The sequence below is a fragment of the Cytobacillus massiliigabonensis genome (assembly GCF_900199725.1).
In the GTDB taxonomy this organism is placed as follows: Bacteria; Bacillota; Bacilli; order Bacillales; family Cytobacillaceae; genus Cytobacillus; species Cytobacillus massiliigabonensis.
Genome location: NZ_LT904902.1, coordinates 921964 through 939688 on the forward strand (window position 1 = coordinate 921964; position 17725 = coordinate 939688).

18 protein-coding genes, 2 pseudogenes and 1 riboswitch are annotated in these 17725 nt (G+C 36.2%); of the genes and pseudogenes, 5 read left to right on the top strand and 15 right to left on the bottom strand.

Translation table 11 applies throughout. The annotated features are described in order from the left end of the window. Positions 1-383: 383 nt before the first annotated feature. The 3 genes from C1726_RS04980 to C1726_RS04990 form a co-directional block, all read right to left on the bottom strand. Complete coding sequence (locus C1726_RS04980) at positions 384-1568, bottom strand: IS256 family transposase (RefSeq protein WP_102272155.1); 1185 nt, start codon at positions 1566-1568, stop codon at positions 384-386. Positions 1569-1870: 302 nt separating this feature from the next. After that, on the bottom strand, positions 1871-2149 hold the full coding sequence (locus tag C1726_RS04985) for a YczI family protein (RefSeq protein WP_102272156.1): 279 nt from the start codon (positions 2147-2149) through the stop codon (positions 1871-1873). 14 nt (positions 2150-2163) lie between these two features. Beyond that, positions 2164-2697, bottom strand: a complete 534-nt coding sequence (locus C1726_RS04990) for a ClbS/DfsB family four-helix bundle protein (RefSeq protein WP_102272157.1) — start codon at positions 2695-2697, stop codon at positions 2164-2166. 263 nt (positions 2698-2960) lie between these two features. Between C1726_RS04990 and C1726_RS04995 the strand changes: the two genes are divergently transcribed. After that, positions 2961-3440 carry a pyridoxamine 5'-phosphate oxidase family protein gene (locus C1726_RS04995; RefSeq protein ID WP_102272158.1) on the top strand — a complete coding sequence of 160 codons (480 nt, stop codon included), beginning with the start codon at positions 2961-2963 and terminating at the stop codon, positions 3438-3440. Between the two features lie 101 nt (positions 3441-3541). Here C1726_RS04995 and C1726_RS05000 read toward each other — a convergent pair whose 3' ends face one another. The 3 genes from C1726_RS05000 to C1726_RS05005 all read right to left on the bottom strand — a co-directional run bounded on the left by C1726_RS05000 (position 3542) and on the right by C1726_RS05005 (position 5457). Then, a complete protein-coding gene (locus C1726_RS05000) occupies positions 3542-3871 on the bottom strand; it encodes a DUF6054 family protein (protein WP_102272159.1) in 330 nt (109 codons plus the stop codon). A 67-nt stretch (positions 3872-3938) separates the two neighbouring features. Beyond that, entirely contained in the window at positions 3939-4106 is a 168-nt protein-coding gene (locus C1726_RS26090) for a hypothetical protein (RefSeq protein ID WP_180968102.1), read from the bottom strand. Between the two features lie 331 nt (positions 4107-4437). Then, positions 4438-5457, bottom strand: coding sequence for an alpha/beta fold hydrolase (locus tag C1726_RS05005; protein WP_102272160.1), 1020 nt, complete (start codon positions 5455-5457; stop codon positions 4438-4440). Between the two features lie 145 nt (positions 5458-5602). Between C1726_RS05005 and C1726_RS05010 the strand changes: the two genes are divergently transcribed. Next, complete coding sequence (locus C1726_RS05010; RefSeq protein ID WP_102272161.1) at positions 5603-6511, top strand: LysR family transcriptional regulator; 909 nt, start codon at positions 5603-5605, stop codon at positions 6509-6511. 698 nt (positions 6512-7209) lie between these two features. On the opposite strand, the gene C1726_RS05015 is transcribed toward C1726_RS05010, so the two are convergent. From C1726_RS05015 to C1726_RS05025, 3 genes and pseudogenes are all read right to left on the bottom strand, one after another. Then, positions 7210-7575: a hypothetical protein gene (locus tag C1726_RS05015; RefSeq protein WP_102272162.1), complete on the bottom strand. Its 366-nt coding sequence runs from the start codon at positions 7573-7575 to the stop codon at positions 7210-7212. Between the two features lie 89 nt (positions 7576-7664). After that, on the bottom strand, positions 7665-8207 hold the full coding sequence (locus C1726_RS05020) for a group-specific protein (RefSeq protein ID WP_180968124.1): 543 nt from the start codon (positions 8205-8207) through the stop codon (positions 7665-7667). 166 nt (positions 8208-8373) lie between these two features. Then, a pseudogene (locus C1726_RS05025) lies at positions 8374-9095 on the bottom strand (class I SAM-dependent methyltransferase). 153 nt (positions 9096-9248) lie between these two features. On the opposite strand from C1726_RS05025, the gene C1726_RS05030 reads away from it, so the two are divergent. Together C1726_RS05030 and C1726_RS26520 are read left to right on the top strand one after the other, a co-directional pair. After that, the gene (locus tag C1726_RS05030; RefSeq protein WP_102272164.1) at positions 9249-9878 is read left to right on the top strand and encodes a TetR/AcrR family transcriptional regulator; all 630 of its coding nucleotides are present in this window, start codon (positions 9249-9251) and stop codon (positions 9876-9878) included. 22 nt (positions 9879-9900) lie between these two features. Next, positions 9901-10065: a DUF2197 domain-containing protein gene (locus C1726_RS26520; RefSeq protein WP_102272165.1), complete on the top strand. Its 165-nt coding sequence runs from the start codon at positions 9901-9903 to the stop codon at positions 10063-10065. Between the two features lie 62 nt (positions 10066-10127). Here C1726_RS26520 and C1726_RS25875 read toward each other — a convergent pair whose 3' ends face one another. The 5 genes and pseudogenes from C1726_RS25875 to C1726_RS05055 all read right to left on the bottom strand — a co-directional run bounded on the left by C1726_RS25875 (position 10128) and on the right by C1726_RS05055 (position 13573). Next, positions 10128-10382 carry a hypothetical protein gene (locus C1726_RS25875; RefSeq protein WP_142385057.1) on the bottom strand — a complete coding sequence of 85 codons (255 nt, stop codon included), beginning with the start codon at positions 10380-10382 and terminating at the stop codon, positions 10128-10130. Further along, complete coding sequence (locus C1726_RS05040; RefSeq protein WP_102272166.1) at positions 10324-11100, bottom strand: DUF4085 family protein; 777 nt, start codon at positions 11098-11100, stop codon at positions 10324-10326. The genes C1726_RS25875 and C1726_RS05040 overlap by 59 nt, the downstream gene beginning before the upstream one ends. A gap of 163 nt (positions 11101-11263) precedes the next feature. After that, positions 11264-12202, bottom strand: coding sequence for a magnesium transporter CorA family protein (locus tag C1726_RS05045; protein ID WP_102272167.1), 939 nt, complete (start codon positions 12200-12202; stop codon positions 11264-11266). Positions 12203-12524: 322 nt separating this feature from the next. Then, positions 12525-12693: riboswitch (M-box (ykoK) riboswitch) on the bottom strand. Between the two features lie 231 nt (positions 12694-12924). After that, a pseudogene (locus C1726_RS26525) lies at positions 12925-13011 on the bottom strand (TetR/AcrR family transcriptional regulator); the annotation flags it as partial. A 133-nt stretch (positions 13012-13144) separates the two neighbouring features. Continuing rightward, on the bottom strand, positions 13145-13573 hold the full coding sequence (locus C1726_RS05055; RefSeq protein ID WP_102272168.1) for a VOC family protein: 429 nt from the start codon (positions 13571-13573) through the stop codon (positions 13145-13147). Between the two features lie 1308 nt (positions 13574-14881). On the opposite strand from C1726_RS05055, the gene C1726_RS05060 reads away from it, so the two are divergent. After that, positions 14882-15802, top strand: coding sequence for a hypothetical protein (locus C1726_RS05060; protein WP_142385058.1), 921 nt, complete (start codon positions 14882-14884; stop codon positions 15800-15802). A gap of 424 nt (positions 15803-16226) precedes the next feature. On the opposite strand, the gene C1726_RS05065 is transcribed toward C1726_RS05060, so the two are convergent. Next, positions 16227-16949, bottom strand: coding sequence for an RNA polymerase sigma factor (locus tag C1726_RS05065; RefSeq protein WP_102272170.1), 723 nt, complete (start codon positions 16947-16949; stop codon positions 16227-16229). Positions 16950-17725 lie beyond the last annotated feature (776 nt).

The window sequence follows — 17725 nt, forward strand, 5'->3', positions numbered from 1 at the left end:
GAAATTTTCCGCTTATTTCTGCTTTTTAAGCTCTTCTTTGCATATTAACCGGAATTTTTCCGCTTATACCGCTTCTTAAGCACCTCTTTTTACATTACCCGGAATTTCTACGCTTATTTCCTCTTCTTAAGCCGCCTCTTTTTACATTAACCAGTCAAGTCCTGAATTTTGTGTAAAAAGTGTCAACAATAAACTTCGACATAATCAAAACTATAATAAGTGGACTACACTATTTCGAATTTACATTGAGGGGCGGGCATGATAGCCTGGAGGGCAAGCCAGGGGTTGTTAAACTCCTGGCTTCCTGGCTTTACATCATGCCCGCGGAGGCTCAATGTCAATTCGAAATTAGGCCGTCCAACATACCTAAAACAACTTATCATCTAATTTCTTTGGTATGGAGTATTCCCTACCTTTATTTTTTTGTTTGCTTGTTGTTCTGCAATATCCATTAAAAGTGCCCCTATTAATCTAAACGCTGACTGTGTATTGGGAAAAATCCTTATAACTTGTTCCCTTCTCCTAACCTCTTGATTTAATCGTTCCAATGAATTTGTACAGTGAATATAAAGGTGATATTTCGAAGGTTCGTTTAAGTATTGAATGGCATCTTCGAAGCCATCTTCTAACGTCGATATTGCCTTATCTAGTTTTGGATTTTCTGCAAAATGCTTCACAAATTCCTCTTTAAATTCTCTAGCATCCTCAATTGTTACAGCGTCAAATATTCTCTTTAAGCCAATTTTTACGTCATCCATGTCTTTTTTTGGCAAATGATTAAAGATATTACGTTTAAAATGCACGGAGCAGCGTTGCCAAGTAGTCCCCACAAATTCTTCGGTAATAGCCTTTTTTAAGCCCTTATGTGCGTCAGATATGATTAGTTTAGGTGATTGAAGACCACGAGATTGTAAGTACTGAAAAAATCTTTGCCAAGCCTCATAGCTCTCAGCGTGATCTACTTTTAAACCCAGGATTTCTCGACCATTTTGTTCATTAATGGCGGTTGCAATATAAACTGCCTTAGATACAACACGGTTATGTTCCCTTACTTTAATATACATGGCATCTGCAAACATGTAGGGATAATACATTGTATTTAGGGGCCTATTTGTCCACGTGTTAACAATGGGATCTAACTTTTCTGTTAGTGAAGAAACAAAAGACTTTGAAACGCTCACTCCACATAATTGTTGAATAATATTTTTGACCTTCCGAGTAGATACCCCATTCACAACCATCTCAAGCATGGAAAGGACAAAAGCTTGGTCACACCGGGAATATCTTTCAAAAACGGATGGTGAAAATTCCCCATTACGTGTACGAGGTACCTTTAAGGTTATTTTACCAATATTCAAAAGTAGACCACGTTCATAATAACCATTCCGAGAGTCCTGCCGGTCAGGAGTACGTTCGTAAGCTCCAGCTTGTAAATAATCATCACGTTCTTTTTCCATCACTGTATTTAACACTAGAACTACAGAGGCTTTCATAACGGCGCCTAAATCAGAATTCATAACGGCGTCTTTTAAATCTTCAATATTTAGGTTAAACTGAATTTGAGTCAAAATAAGTTCCTCCTCATTGTTTTCGTCGCTGTTAACATTGTAGACAAGAGGAATTATTTTGACTCCTTTTCTTTTTACACAATTATATGGGCTTAATCCATTAACCGGAATTTCTACGCTTATTTCCTCTTCTTAAGCTGCCTTTTTGCACTTTAACCGGAATTTCTACGCTTATTCAGCTTCTTAAGCCGCCTCTTTTCACATTAGCCGGAATTTCTACGCTTATTAATACTCGGGCCTACACACAAATCAACCATGCCTTTAATAAAAAATGCGATTACATGATTCTATAACCGCACCCTTCAGCTTAATAGAAGTCCTTTTATTGATACAAATATTGAAAATAAAAAAACAGCAAGTAGAAGCCAGCCTACTCCTTTTTGTCCTTTTTGAAGCTCCTCTATCCCCATAACGAGCATGGTGAGACCCAAAAATAGAAGCATAATATCCGCAAACTTGTAATCTTCCGTAAAAACTCCATAGGAAGCAAATAAAAAAGTTATTACGGTAAACACATAACGAAGAACTTTCAGCAAATGATCATTTCCTTTCTGCTTAAAACCACAACTGGTAGATCTCATGAAAATTCCATTATTTAATTCACAATCTTCTCTTCTTCTCTCGCTTTTATAGACTTTACGATCGCTTCACATTTTTTGATTGCCCACATGTAATGATCGGAAGTGTTTGCTGCAAAGTAACTGTATAAATGACTAGTTTTTGTCCATTTATAGTATTTTTTTGTCATGATTTCTTCATTGGTATGTGATTGAATGAGTGCCATCACTCTTTCATGGCTTAGCTTCAATTTTTTTATCGCTTGATTGAAGGTTACATCCTGATAGTTTGCCCAAATTTGCTGGTTCAATAGATTAATAGTTCGCCATTTATAACCAGGTGCAGGAATAATAGGGGTATCTCCATCCATCCCTTCCCTATACCACCTCTCAAGCATGGCATGCCATTCATACAGATGCATCAAGACATCGCGAAAATTCTTATCTCTTTCTTGTGTTTCAATAGAGATATCCCTTTTTCTGATAGGAATGGATTCAATGATTTCAAGCAGAGCTTTAAAATTATTGTTGCTATTCAGTAATAGATTTTCCTTTTCACTTTTTGCTATCATGAGCGTTTCCTCCTCTTCTACGGTAGCACTCTGAATGGCACAGAGGCAGATTAAATTAGATGATTTAATTGCTTTTTACTCTTCGCCCCTAAGTGGGCTGGCCGCAGGAATCCACTGGCCCTAATATGTTCGCCATTCAATCGTTTAAATCCTCTATTTGTTTCATGTCTTTTGTTTCAATTAGTTAGAGTCTAATTGAATAAGCATAAAAGCTAGTATAAAGGGTACTATACCTCTATACACATGAATGAGGTGACGAAAACATGATAAAACAAGAAGAAATGGAAACATTAAGAGAGTTAATCAAAGAAGTAGATACGGCCATGCTGACGACGGTAACGGAAGAAGGGCTTGTTTCTCGTCCGATGAAAACACAAGAAGTGGAGTTTGATGGGGACTTATGGTTTTTCACGAAAAAAGAGACTAGTAAATATGAAGAAATTCTGCATGATCAAGATGTGAATGTGGCTTATGCTGGTAAATCCTATGTTTCCGTCCGTGGAAGAGCGGAAATCGTTGAAGATTTAGCCAAGAAAAAGGAATTGTGGAGCAAAGCATATGAGGCAATCATGCAAACCTCTTATGATGACCCGAACGTTGTCTTAATCAAGGTAAAAGCGGAAGCAGCCGAATATTGGGATACCGGTAATTTTACGAAGAAAATTGCCTTTCTCTATAAACGCATGACAGGGCAAAGTGCTGAATCGAATGATGGGAATGAAACGGTTGAATTGAATCATTAACAGCAATAATGGGTTGTCTAGGTATAGGGCAATCCATTTTTCTATGTTGAGTCGTGTTAACCATTTGTACCTATATTTAATACGTGTACGAAGTGTTTTCATTATTTCATTTGTTCTACACTTTTTTCCACGATTTCCACCATATCATCTTCAGCCCCAAGAGTAAATTTAAATAGACTTCCGCCGCCAGCGCCAATGGCTGAAATAAAAATAGTACTCTTATCCCCAACGACAGTAAGGCTCAAGCTAGCTCTATTGCCATTTCGCATAAAATATTTATCATACACTCTCACAGCTATTTTAGTAGATCCAATCGTATAATTGCTTTCATCCACTAAATTCATGCTAATCCCACTAATGACAATATCGTTTTCCAAATGCGTAACCACTTCCTCAAATTCACCAATTAATGTGTTTTCATACTTCGCCATGATGTCATCCCTCCTTGCTAATTATTTTGCTAATAAGTGCGTTTACCAAATAAATAGGAATGCAGCATTAGAATCCAGCGGGACCGTCTCCACTATTCCAATCACTCCCCACTTTCCCTTTGTTTATACTAGGATCAATGCTCTTGGCATTCTTATCATTTCTTCTTTTCTTCCTTCTGTACTCAATCCATAAAGAAAACAACAAAATTCCCGCTATTATGATGAACCACCACATATAATCCCCCCTCTCTTTATTATACGTTTAACTTATCATAAAGTTTTAATTTTCAGTTACTTCAATTAAGGAAACCTACGCTTGTTTAAGCAAAAAACTGATTCAACACCTAAATATTTTTTTCAGAAAAAAAGCTATTCTCCTATGGAAGAATAGCTGTCATTAAGTGAGAATAGAATTACCATTCTGCAGCCCGTTATTTAATAATAAATTCTCCATTCGATATTGTCCTGCAACCATTGCAAGAAGCTACTGCCTTGTTCCACACTCGCAGACCAATCATTCATATCCTCACAATAGTCTTAAGATAGAATCACGGGCAACCATGCAACTACCTATTTGTACGAACTGCCAACAAGCTTTTTAAGCTGTCATCAATAAACTGATTATCGGGACTGTTGATTCCGCGACCGGCAAAATGGCCCCAAATCGACTTGATCGGATTAAATTCAGCATTAGGTATAAGCTTCGCCTCGTATTCGTTATCGTCCGCCGTGCAGAAGAGATCCGTGCTCCCTGGCATGACGCAGGCAAGCGATTTAATGCTTTTGAGCGCCTCATCGAAATCTCCGTTATAGGCAGGATTTGCACTAATATCTGCATGTTGGCCTGTCCATAACATAGCGAGGACATTGTGCGGATCCATCTTCATAAAGCTATCTTCCCAGACGCCAACCCCAAATTCTGCCAATGATTCAAATCCCATTTCACGATAAAGTTCCTCTCTGTAAAAGGCCTGCGATACACCCCATCCCGCATACACACGTCCAACAGCGCGCATGTCTGCAGATGTCAATTCATTTAGTTTACTTGAATCGAAGCCAATTGCAGCCATGAGGGCAGCTTTCATTCCGTCGAGGACTACATACGTTTGCGGCCAAGTCTTTGCACCTCCGCAGAAAGGGGCAATTCGTTCCACCATGTCGGGATAACTTGCTCCCCATTGGAAAGATTGAACGCCTCCCATTGACCATCCAACTACGAGTGCAATTTTTTGAATGCCGAATTTTTCGGTCACCAGCCGATATTGGAATGTAACGTTGTCATAAATGGTTACCTGTGGAAAATTAGCCTTGTCGAATGGAGCAGGTGTATTACTAGGAGACGAAGATAATCCGTTTCCAAGCAGATTTGGAACGATAATAAAATATTTACTCGGATCAAGTGCCATGCCGTTTCCAATCAGCCATTCATTTTGAACATGCTGGTCGCCAAAAGCAGTTGGATAGACAATGACATTATCTTTCTTTTCATTCAATTTCCCATAAGTTTTATAAGCAAGAAAAGCATTCGGCAACGTCACTCCTGACTGCAATGTTACGTCTCCTAAGTCAAAAATTTCATAATCCATTGTTCGTATCTCTCCCCTCAAAATAAAACACAGACATTAAGAATGTATTTCTTGTTGTTAGTATAAAGCCGTGTTACTCTCAATAAAAGTGAACAAAATTCAAGTTAGTATTCAATATTATTGAAAGTACAAGGGGGAATTGCTGGTGGAACTGCGCCAACTGATTACATTCCGCACGGTTGCTTCAACTTTAAATTTCACCCGGGCTGCGGAAGTGCTGAACTATGTCCCCTCCAATGTCACGATGCAAATAAAAGCATTGGAGGATGAGCTTGGTGTTCGTCTCTTTGACCGTTTAGGCAAGCAGCTCGTCCTTACAGCTGCGGGTAAGCGCTTTTTAACTCATATCCAAATCATCCTAGACAAATTGGACGAAGCTCGCAGTACCGTTCATGACAACGAAAATCTTAGCGGCACTCTGACGATCAGTGCCAACGAGGTTCTTTGCGCGTATCGCCTTCCAGTTGTCTTTAAGCGATTTCGCTCCCTCCATCCAGGCGTTCGTCTGATCTTCCGCTCTGTTCCAAATCAGGAACTCAAGCAAACGCTCTTTGATGGAACTGCGGATGTCGTCTTTATGCTGGACGAAACCATTCTTTCAACGAGACTTGCTGTAGAACCGTTGCTGGAAGAAACGTTCCGCTTGTTTGCAGCTCCTGACCATCCACTTGCGAAACTGCCTGTACTGAAGCAGGATGATTTTCACGGAGAAGTATTCCTGGTTAATGAAACAGGCTGTCCCTATCGAACCATGTTTGACCGGTCATTTGAGAAAAAGGGCATTGATAGCCTGACTTATTTAGAGTTTCAAAATGCCGAAGCCATTAAACAATGTGCCATTTCAGGAATCGGTATTGCCTTCCTTCCTGAGGTCACAGTGGAAGCCGAGGTTGAACGGGGGGATCTTGTTGCCCTTCCATGGCAGCTTTCGGACTTGCACGTATATACTCATATGGCATGGCATAAAGAAAAGTGGCTTTCACCAATCATATTATCTTTCTTAGAAGCAGCGAGAGAAGTTCTAGCTGTTGAGGAGGAAATTAAAACGGTTTAGCTTATTTAATAAAAAGGCATTGGAATTTCTTATATTCTCAAAACGAAAGAGGCTGGTCTAAAAGAAAGAATGCCTGAATAAGTTAGGTCCATCGATTTATTTCGATTCGTTGTCACTTAACTAAAATTACCGGAGCCATGGGTGTTATTTAGTACAGTTTAATCTATACTTACGCATTTACAGTAGCCAATGGGCTCTATTGGGTACTGTTAGAACTAAGCTTGCACAATTTCGGGAGCCAATGGGCCCTATTGGGTACTGTTAGAACTAAACTTGCACAATTTCGGGAGCCAATGAGACCTATTGGGTTCTGCTAGAACTAAACTTATACATTTACGGGAGCCAATGAGACCTATTGGGTACTGTTAGAACTAAGCTTATACAATTTCGGGAGCCAATGGGCCCTATTGGGTACTGTTAGAACTAAACTTATACATTTACGGTTGCCAATGAGACCTATTGGGTACTGTTAGAACTAAACTAATCCATTTACGGGAGCCAATGAAACCTATTGAGTATTGTTAGAACTAAACTTACACCATTTACGGGAGCCAATGAAACCTATTGGGTACTATTAGAACTAAGCTTACACAATTTCGGGAGCCAATGAGACCTAAGTTCAGTTTGAAATATAATCAAATAAGGGGCTGTCCAATAGTCTGAAAATAGACTTATAGGACAGCCTCTCCTTATTTAGTTTATTCTTTAATTTGCTCAAGATAATATAATAATTCTCCATTATCCCTTTCTACTATTAGTATTCCTCCTCTTCCAGTATGTGTACCATACAAGGCTGTTCCTTTTGCTAATTTATTTGCTGTAAAGTTTCCCCATAACATGGAAGTGTTTCTCTGTCTTTTTATCTCCCCCATTTTTTGTCCCTTTTGAAGATTTCTCTTTTTTTCTTCGAACCATTCAAGCTCTGTCGCATTAGAGTAGATACGTCCGCCATATTTGATGATATCCCTATCTTCATCAATTTTTAGAACATCACTGCTAATTAGTACATATCCGCCAATCAACAAAATGCCAAGTGAAAGTAAAAAAACGAGGAATTTTTTCATAACCGACCTCCTTTACTTAAAGGCAGCTAAAAATGAAATATGCGGTTTAATTAATCTCAAAGCGCATTTAACTTGCATTCTTCACAATCCTATACAAATTCATCCCAAGTAATGATTTCAACATCATTAATTTCGACATCTCCAATACTTAATACATGTGGAATGTAAGGAAACAGTCCAAATCTATTCCCTTTTCTGCTTTCACTTTTGTAATATTCAACTGTAGCTGAGGGCAATCCTGTAAGTTCTTTATAGTCTTCAATAGCTAGTAATTCAATTTCGTTCTCGTCAATAGGGTCGGCTGGTCCTCTGTATCTCTCTTGAGAGTATAGGTAGATCACATTTTTATTGTTTTTTAATTTTTCAATTGGAATTTTATAAAAGAATTGTTTATCTTTCGTTTTAATTTCTAAAGATGTGAGCGCTTTGTATACAAAATGAGGATGTAAGGGCAGAAAGTGTAACACATCATTCCATAAACAATTTAGTTTTGGCACCTGTTTTCTGAGCAGTCTAGGTCTCTCCGGATGATCAAAATATTTTTCTGTGTATTTCTCATACAGCTGAGCATATGTATTCTTCAAAGAATTCAAGGGGATCAATTTGTCCCCCTTCATCTCGCTTGGCACCATGTGATAGACATATTGCTGCACCAAACACACCTCCGATTTTAAGTGAGTTCAATCTTTAGTTTCCTGCGCCTGCAGCACAAAAGGCGACTGCTATTCTTTAGCACTGATAACGTTTGAGCTATCAACGATTACATCGATAAAATTAAAGAAATATCATACAAAAAACTTAGTTTTCCACAGACTTTTTTGACGCTGCTTTTACGATAAGGAAATGAGGATTGGTCATGAGATAGTCATATGCTGATTCCTTCACTGCTTTCATCTTTTCTTGCGGTTGGGGTTCAATCAGCTGCTTGAGATTGAAATATTCGGTGGTTTCATTGACGATGCTTTGCAAGGGTCTCCTGTAAAAACTGACATCGATGGTCATATTCGGTTTGTTCCAGGTTTCTGATAAGACTTGGGTTTCAAAGTAATCTTCACAATGGAACAGCGTATAGTCCATAAATGGATGATGAACAGAAAATACAAAGGTCCCGCCTGCTTTTAGAATGCGATGGAATTCTTGAAGGTGTGAGTCCAATCCTTTAGATAATGAAGCGTCAGTGAGCTCATAATGACATCAAAGGAATCATCCTTAAATGGCAAGGTTTCTTGAAGGTCCTGACAAAGAAAGCCTGCTGCTCCCCCTAATCGATGCTTCGCTGCTTTCACCATTTCGGGACTTACGTCTATCCCCGTGACAACTGCCCCTTGATGCAATAATTGAGAGGAATACCATCCAGCTGCACATCCCGCATCAAGTATCTTTTTCCCCTTTAATTTAGACGGCAAAGCTGCCATCATAGCTGGGCGTTCATAATAGGCATTATAGGGACTCCCTTCATCCACATCGTATCGATAGGTATTGGCTAACTTATTATAAATCTCTCTAGCAGAATCCTTCATTTCATTCCCTCCTTTAATAATACGTTCACTTTTTTCATGAAAAGTCCTCTTTTATTCTATTAAACAGGTATTTGCATGATAAAAATTTTAGGTAATCTCCACCTAAATATTTTATCGTTTGAAATATTCGTACGACTGTACTAAAATTAAAACATGAGTAAAAAAAATAAACCAACTAACCAAAAAGAAATGTCGTTCATTGAAAAAGCCCGCAGATCTCAAATTGTGAAATGTGCGATTGAAACGATCGCAGAAGTAGGTTACGCTCAAGCATCATTAGGACAAATTGCAAAACGTGCAAATATCAGTAAGGGGGTCATTTCTTATCACTTTGCAAATAAAGAGGAATTATTGGAGCTAATAGCTATCGAATACTATCTAGCTTGGCATTCTTATCTTGCTCCAAGAATAGAAGCGCAAACATCTCCTAAAGAAATGCTTCGGGTGTATATTGAATCCAACCTTGCATTTGTAGATGAAAATCGGCAGCATGTGATCGCTGTTATAGAAACGGTTTCTAATAAGAGAACGGCTGATGGGAAATTTCAGTTTGCAGAAGAGCATGATGAAGCTATTTTACTTCCCATTGAAAATATTCTTACCCTAGGGATGCAAGAAGGAGTTTTCCGGGAATTTACCAGACCAGCAGCAAGGGTGATGGCGTTAACAATAAGACATGCCATTGACGGGTTTACCTTGGAATTAATGAGAAAGCCTCATTTAGATGTTCAAGAATATGCTAGAGAACTAGTTACAATCTTCGATAAATCAACTAAAAAGTAATGTGCCGCATAGGGGGATACCAATGATTTACTATGAGATACTTTGCTATAGCTGTAAAAGAAAATTCAAAGTATACGAAGGTTCACTGAAATATAAACAATTTAAGGAAGGAAGGAGCAGGATTTTTTGCTGCGAAGATTGCAGCCTTAAAATACGCCTTGATGCCATTAAAAATTTCTTCAGATAGTGTTTTGGGTCTGCCTTTCTATTAAATTGTGAAATACTTTCGTACAAATAGGTCTGTAAATATTACGTCGTTAAAACGATGTTAATTAGTTTGACATTGTCCTTAGCATTTTTCTCCCCATCAACCGAACTCGCTAATAGGAGCAATGACTTTTTTCTGTTTAAATGAGCGGTCTGATTAATTAAACAAGCCATGATGTACGGCGTCGCAGTGAAATTAGGCAGACCGACATTTACATACATGGCTGTGAGCAGATGCTCATGAATGTTTATTGTTACTTTTAAAGGAAACTTGATCCGCTGAAATAATAAAGTCAATTAATCCCATCTTGCTATTTTGAAGCAAGACGTGAAACTCGTATTTGTCATACACTTTATAGACTTCCTCATACAGCCACCATGAATCTTCCAATAAATCATCTTGTTTGATAATCGTACAATTTTCAAAGGTGACTTCATTTATATTTGTAAAACCACCTGAAGGATCAAGAAGCAATGTTACGGACTTCCCATCCTGAACTGATTTGATAATCGTACAATCATGAAAGCCAAAGTTCTCAACAATTACGCTATCAAACGCAAGGGAGGCTTCTTTAAAATACCTTCTATACTCCTCACTTGTGGCAGCTACAGCCTTTTCATTGTTCTCACAAAATTTAGTTACCGCGTTTATAACCGAACGAGTTGCTTTATTTAAAGCAAACACCCTTATATCGGCAATCTCTTTTACGATCGTTTCTGGTAAGTCCTTTTTTAAACATGCTTGATTAAATAGGAAAGACTCATGAAATTGTTCTATTTCATGCTCTCTATTAAAAGGTGTATTTTCGCTATGATCCTCTCTATTTCCTTTTTCAGCGGTTTCCATTATAGAAGCAACTTCTTCTTGAAAATTAAGCCAACGAATCAATTCGGTATTGTAAAGCTGTTGAAAATATTCTTCTGAAAATGTTTCAGCTTGCTTTTCTTCCTCTAAAGGCAGATGGAAGCTTGTCTTTTGACACAGTTCATACCATTCTTTAGTAAAATACTTCATTTATTCTCCTCGCCTCTCTATATAGTAATAAGAGTAGTCTTTTCATTCACAAAATAAGCTACCTATTACTTTAAGTACATTTATCATCATCTTACTAGATCATATAAAAAAGCAGTCCGATTTGTTTATAAATCGGCTGCCTTATTTTATTTATACATAATAATTAGAATATCCTCTTTCTCCATAGTGCCAATCCGATCCAAATAACTAGAATTAATGCGATGATCAATGTAAGAATCCAAGAGAATGAATCTTTATCATCAATTGGCAAGGCAACATTCATACCAAAGAAACTAAATACAAGTGTTGGAAGAGTTAAAAAAACAGTAAACAAGGTAAGAGTTTTCATAGTTTTATTCAATTCATTAGATATAAGCGAAGAATACGACCCCGTTATACTGTTCAAAATTCTTGTATATAATTCTGTGGTCTCGATTCCTTGATTATTTTCAATTTTTACATCCTCTAGAAGATCTTTGTCCTCTTCATATAACTTGACGGAATTGGTACGAAATAGTTTAGTTATAACACCTGCATTAGCTTTTAATGATGTGAGAAAATAAACCAAACTTTTTTCGATTTCCATTAGGTCATAAAGTTGTTTGCTTGTTAATGAATCACGCAAATTACTCTCTATTTTAAGACGTTGTTTGTTAAGCAGTTTTAATTTTTCTATATACTGCGTTGAAATTGACAATAATATTTCTAATGCCAAACGAATCTTCATTGAGGTATTAACATTTTTCTTAATTAAATTTTCTAAGAAGTTTGTGGTTTGGTTACAAACCGTAACAATAAAATCCGTTCCTAAGATAATTCCAATAGGAATGGTAATATATGAATCAAATTGATGGTTATTCACATCAATAGTTGGAAAATCACTAATAATTAATGTACAATTTGTCTCTTCATCATATTGAATTCGAGCACTTTCTTCTAAATCTAACGGATCTTCTAAAAACTCAATTGGGATATTACAAAGTTGTGATACCTTTTTAAGTTCATCATTTGAAGGAGTGGAAAGATTTATCCAGTAACCCTTTCCAAATTGTTCAATCTCATTTGTTTTTCCAGCAGCATCCGTTTTATAGATTTTCAACATGGGTTTCTCATCCTTTCGATTTACCTGATAACAGGGATCGCTGCTAAATCGAAAATATCCACGTTACGCTAACATGTAAAATAGGAATTTCTTAAATTCTCCTGTCCTGCATAAGTTGATAATTACAAACTAAAGCAGGGGGAACATGTTGGGAATACCGTAAGATTTGCAGTATCTCTGTACAGAATATTGATACAAGTTATATATAATCGACACCTCTCACTACTACTATCCAATGTAATTGTTCCCCCCTTTCAAAAATAAAAAAACCTCTAGATAGATTCCTAGAGGGTTAGATAAGCGTACATAAAAAAGCACTTAAACTTCTCCCCCACAGTAGAGCTTTGGCACTATACAACGTAAAGGAAAAATCCTTAGCTACCTTAAGAAAAGCCTTAATTCGGCAGTTCCTGTTCTACCCATTGGCATCTTTCGATGTTTCCGGGCAGTAGCCTATGTTTGTATAGGAGCCTCACCTAACGAGGAATTATTATTAACATTGACATATTACACTTACCTCTTAGATTAGTCAATAATATATTTCCAGTCCGTAAAAGCTTAGGCTAACTTTGATCATTTGTTTAATAATTAAAAATAGCCCTAAGTTTGTTACCATAAATTATAATATCCGAGGTTCAGTTATGTTTGATTAATCGCCTTTGGTAAAATGGGAATTAAAATAGAAGCCCCCGTTCCCGTAACTGAATGAGCATTATTATATATTATTTCTCCAGAACATTTATCACTTGCTCAATCCCTAGCAAAATCAAATTCAAGCCGAACTCAAACGCCTTGTCGGTGCCCGTCAGGAAAGTCCCGCAGCTTGAATGCCGTGTTATTTGACGCCCGACTTCTTCGAGATCCTTTCACACTGCTATTCTGTTACAATTTTACCTTCAGTAATATATTTTCAGTAAAGGCTTTTTATAAAACGTCACTTACTTAGTTGTTACCGAGTTGTTCCGCTAAACCGATTAGAAGTCCTTCGATTCCACGAATGTAGCAGAGCCGATACGAGTCCTCGTACTGAACCACTTCGCCAACGAGCTGAGCACCATACTTAGTGAGTCTGGATACAAGTTCGTCAATGTTCTCAACGGTGAACATGACACGTAGATAACCGAGGGCATTTACTGGAGCATTCCGGTGATCTGATATAGTAGGTGGGGTGAGAAATCGCGAAAGTTCAAGTCGGCTATGGCCGTCTGGGGTAACCATCATAGCAATCTCTACGCTTTGAGAACCCAATCCGGTTACGCGACCAGCCCATTCACCTTCGACAGTGGTGCGCCCTTCGAGTTTCAAGCCAATCTCCTCAAAGAACGAGATTGCGTCATCAAGAGATTCTACAACGATGCCGACATTATCCATTCTTAGTAATTTGTTTTTTCCATAGTTTTATCTCCTTATATGTAAATATTTATTCTCTGATCCTCTCCATCATTATTCTATTAAAAAATTTCAAAATCCTTCCTATCAAAAAACACCTTGTCACAGTACAGGAAAATGTGAAATTGGGTTATCTCGTATTTGTTAACGAACAACACTTCGTAAACCCTCAGCTATTGGAATATTCACGAACCGTATTTCGTTAATGCTCTTATAGTTACAAAAATTCGTTACCTCAGTTGCTATTCGATAAAATAACTTTGCCTTCCCCACAAAATATTCCTTCCCTGTACTCCATTAATGGCCAGATTGTGGAATAGAATGGTCAACAACTTTATTGTGAATTAATCAACCTTTTGTCATTTAGCTATAAAAAGATAATAATGTTATATAATTTAAAAGCCAAACAAGCATAACCCCGTTCAAAATTTAATACGGGGTTAAATTTATATTTATTAAATTTCTGATGTAAGATACGTTACTAAATAATGAAATAATAAAGTCGTTAAAAATTTCAGGGTTATTCAACAATCGCGCCCGATTGTGGAATATCGTTATTGAACTAAAGCACCCAATAGTTGAAGTACATTACGTTACAATTTTAATCTATCTATATCGAGTTTCTCTATTGATAAGTTAAAAAGTGGCTGAGAATTAATTTCTACCATTTGCTGTGTATCTTTATTAATTACAATAAATAATTTAATTGAATACTCTTTTTAGCCCTAAAAAGGTTTTACTTAATTTAAATAGACAGTGATTAACTTATTCTGTTTTCATATTTATAAATAAGTAAGGTGTTCCTCTTTCAGTTGGAGAATTAAGCCTATTAATAATAAGATTATCATATAATAAACATCCCAATATTATGCAAATAATCAAATTTTTGCTTTTTCTTCTTCAACTAACCTCACCCGTTAGTGTAAGTACATTCCTTCACAAACATAATTGTAGCTTTGAAATAAAGTTGTACTGTTTATAAAAAAGATGTACCGTTTTAAAGAAAGTCATACTGTTTATAAAAAAGTTGAGGCGGAATTATCTACACTTCAGTTTATCTTATTGAATTAACCGGGCAGGTTAGTTAAACAACAATATTATTAAATAGAGGATTTTTAGCTTTCGTAAAGAAAGTATAGTTAATAAGAATTGGGGGATGAAAAAATTTGAACGGGCAGTTAAAAAAAGGAAATCATCATTGTAAAAAAGAAATAAATAGCTTGTGAGAATGAAAATTATCTGGTTGGCTTGAGGACTAAGGAGTAGAGTTTATTGAAAGGTGTGATAGTGTTGAAAAGATTATCTAAACATGCTTTACAAGCCTCAATTAACTGGATTCAAGAAAATGGTCGTCAGTTAGAACAAGCTTTATTACAGTATTCTTTTTTAGATGGTTCAGAAACATCTGTGTTAGAAGCTCTGGCAGAGTATCAAAATGAAGATGGAGGTTTTGGACATGGGTTAGAAGCAGACTTTCGATTACCTAATTCATCGCCATTAGCTACTACTGTTGCTATGCAGCACTTGCTTCATTTTGACCAGAATAAGCAAGCCGATGAAATGATTACAAAGGCAATACACTATTTAGAAAATACATTTGATAAAAAACGAGGCGGCTGGTATGCCGTACCAAAAGAAGTGAATCACTATCCACACGCCTTTTGGTGGACAGTCCAGGAAGATGGCATGTCCTTGATCGACCATCATTGGGGAAATCCAAGCGCCGAAATCATTGGTTACTTATCTCACTATAAATCCAAAGTGAAAAAATTAAACGTGGATAAATTACTAGATCAAGCGTTAAATTATTTACTCCAATTAAAAAATTTCGAGTCTGAGCATGAAATATACTGTTACCTTCGTATGTTTAAGTTATTACCTGAACTTCGAACAAAAGATGTGAATCAGCATCTTCAACGAGCTGTCCAAACTCTTGTTCAATTCGATCGAACAAAGTGGAAGGAATACGTACCTTTTCCACTGAAATTTGTTCATGCTCCGTTTTCGGAAACCTTTAAAATCCCATCTGAAGAAATTAATAAAAATCTAGATTACTTTATTGAGCAGTTAGAAACAGACGGAAAAATGAGTCCAAATTGGAAATGGAATGATTATTTGGAAGTATGGGAACAAGCAAAAGTAGAATGGATCGGGGTACTAACACTTGACACTTTACATACCTTAAAACGTTTTGATCGAATAGAAAGTTAAAGAATAAAGCAATCTCTTTTTCTAAATTAATTTGAATTAAGGTATTCAGCCATCGGGCGCTTTAATGGAAGAAGGATCAAAGGAATGATCAAACTTTTTTACAAAGAGTAATTCAATTGAATATATTTAATAGCGTATTTTGATTAAACTTTTTTTAAAACACGCTCTTTCTTTTTGTTCGTTTATCAAGGTTATTAGTATTGATTTGACCAAACTTTATTATAAAGCAACAATAATTGGATTTTGACTTAAATAATTTATGCCTTTTTGTTTAGTGTTACTCAACAATCTGGCCCTTAAACACAAAAAGAGCCTCTCCTTATTCAAGGAAAGCGCCCTATAACGGTAGATAGTTCTAGAAAGTCCATACAGTATAGGTATTCAAGAATTGCCCCCGTTTTGTTAAAGAATTGAAGCTTTCACTTCACTTATATGGTAATGTAATTTCAATTGTATTTGTAGGTTTGTCAGATTTTTGAAGCCATTGTTTTATCGCTTCATTACTATTAGGTTCAATATTTGCGACAGTCAAACTTATTTTTTTATTAGTTAACCAGACTATATTTGTTATAGACCAATTATAATAACTAAAATACTCATGATTTGCAGTTGGAATTCTGGATTGTGAGTTTGACTTAAGATTAATTACAACAATTCTTTGTTTTGTTTTATCGGCATTTGAAAGTAAAAACATCACATTCTCATTATCAGGAGAATACATTAATTCGCTAGTTATCGTTCCTTCTCCTAACGGAGTCATTATCTGCATTTTCTCATTTACAATCATAAAAGCACTTGCACAGGCTGTTCTACCACAATCAAATGTAACGATAAATGATTTATTTAATGTAGTTTCATTCTTAACATCTATATACCTCAATGTAGAAAGAACGTCTTCTTGTTCTACATATTTATTCTCCAATACATAATTTAAAAAACTACTAAACATTTTTACTGGAAGTTCAATTGTTTCTCTATTCGATTTCCCTTTGAATTCATTTGATTTTAACCAATAATTAATAAATACATCTTGAACAATATCTTCTGCAGAATTCCACTCTTTCACATAAAGATAGCTAAGCTGAAGTAAGTAATCGTTGTATTCATTTATTATTGCTTGAAACTCGGATTCCTCTATTTGACCCATAAATATCCCCCCTGTATCTCTAATTGTTAGACGAGTCAAAAATCGAAATAGTCAAATTTGACTTGCATTAAAAATTTTATTAAAAAATATCCGGATTCTGTAATCACAAAAAAAGCGATTTCTACAATCGCCCTTGTAAATTAAAGGTGAAAAAGTTCTTTTATAAATTGCATAATTCAATTTTAATATATAAGTATTTTATATTTCTCTTTCAACTTATACGCTAGATCACAAACAAAAAAAGATCGCCCCAGCAATCTCATCCTCAAACTCTTGCCCACGATAGTTTAGTTACAATCTCACACAAATACCATATTATTTATTTCATAATCGTTCAATTTTTCAAAATTCTCCCTCCATTAAATGGCCCGATTACTGAAAAAGACACAATTCCTCTTCAAGAATTTCCCCCCTTTTGTTGAAGATTGCAATTATATAAATATCACTGGGGTTTGGATTTAAATTCCTTGCCAATCGAGACATATCAAACCCAAAAAGTGGGGGAAATTGTGGGGTACATCTCATTATTTATCCACCACCAGCTGATAGAAAAAAGACTTCTATTCTATTATATCCACTTGTGTACCGTATTTATCAAAGCCTGATGTTCCTATATTCCATGTCCTATTCTTCCAAAAAAACAAGGTGAACCAATAATTAGAAACTTTCGCATGGTCTAAGCTGACTTCTAATGCTTCATTCAACTACTTGAAGTACCATACTTATGCTTACGTATCTTGCATCTAATATAAAATTCATCTTGAACAAATTGTATA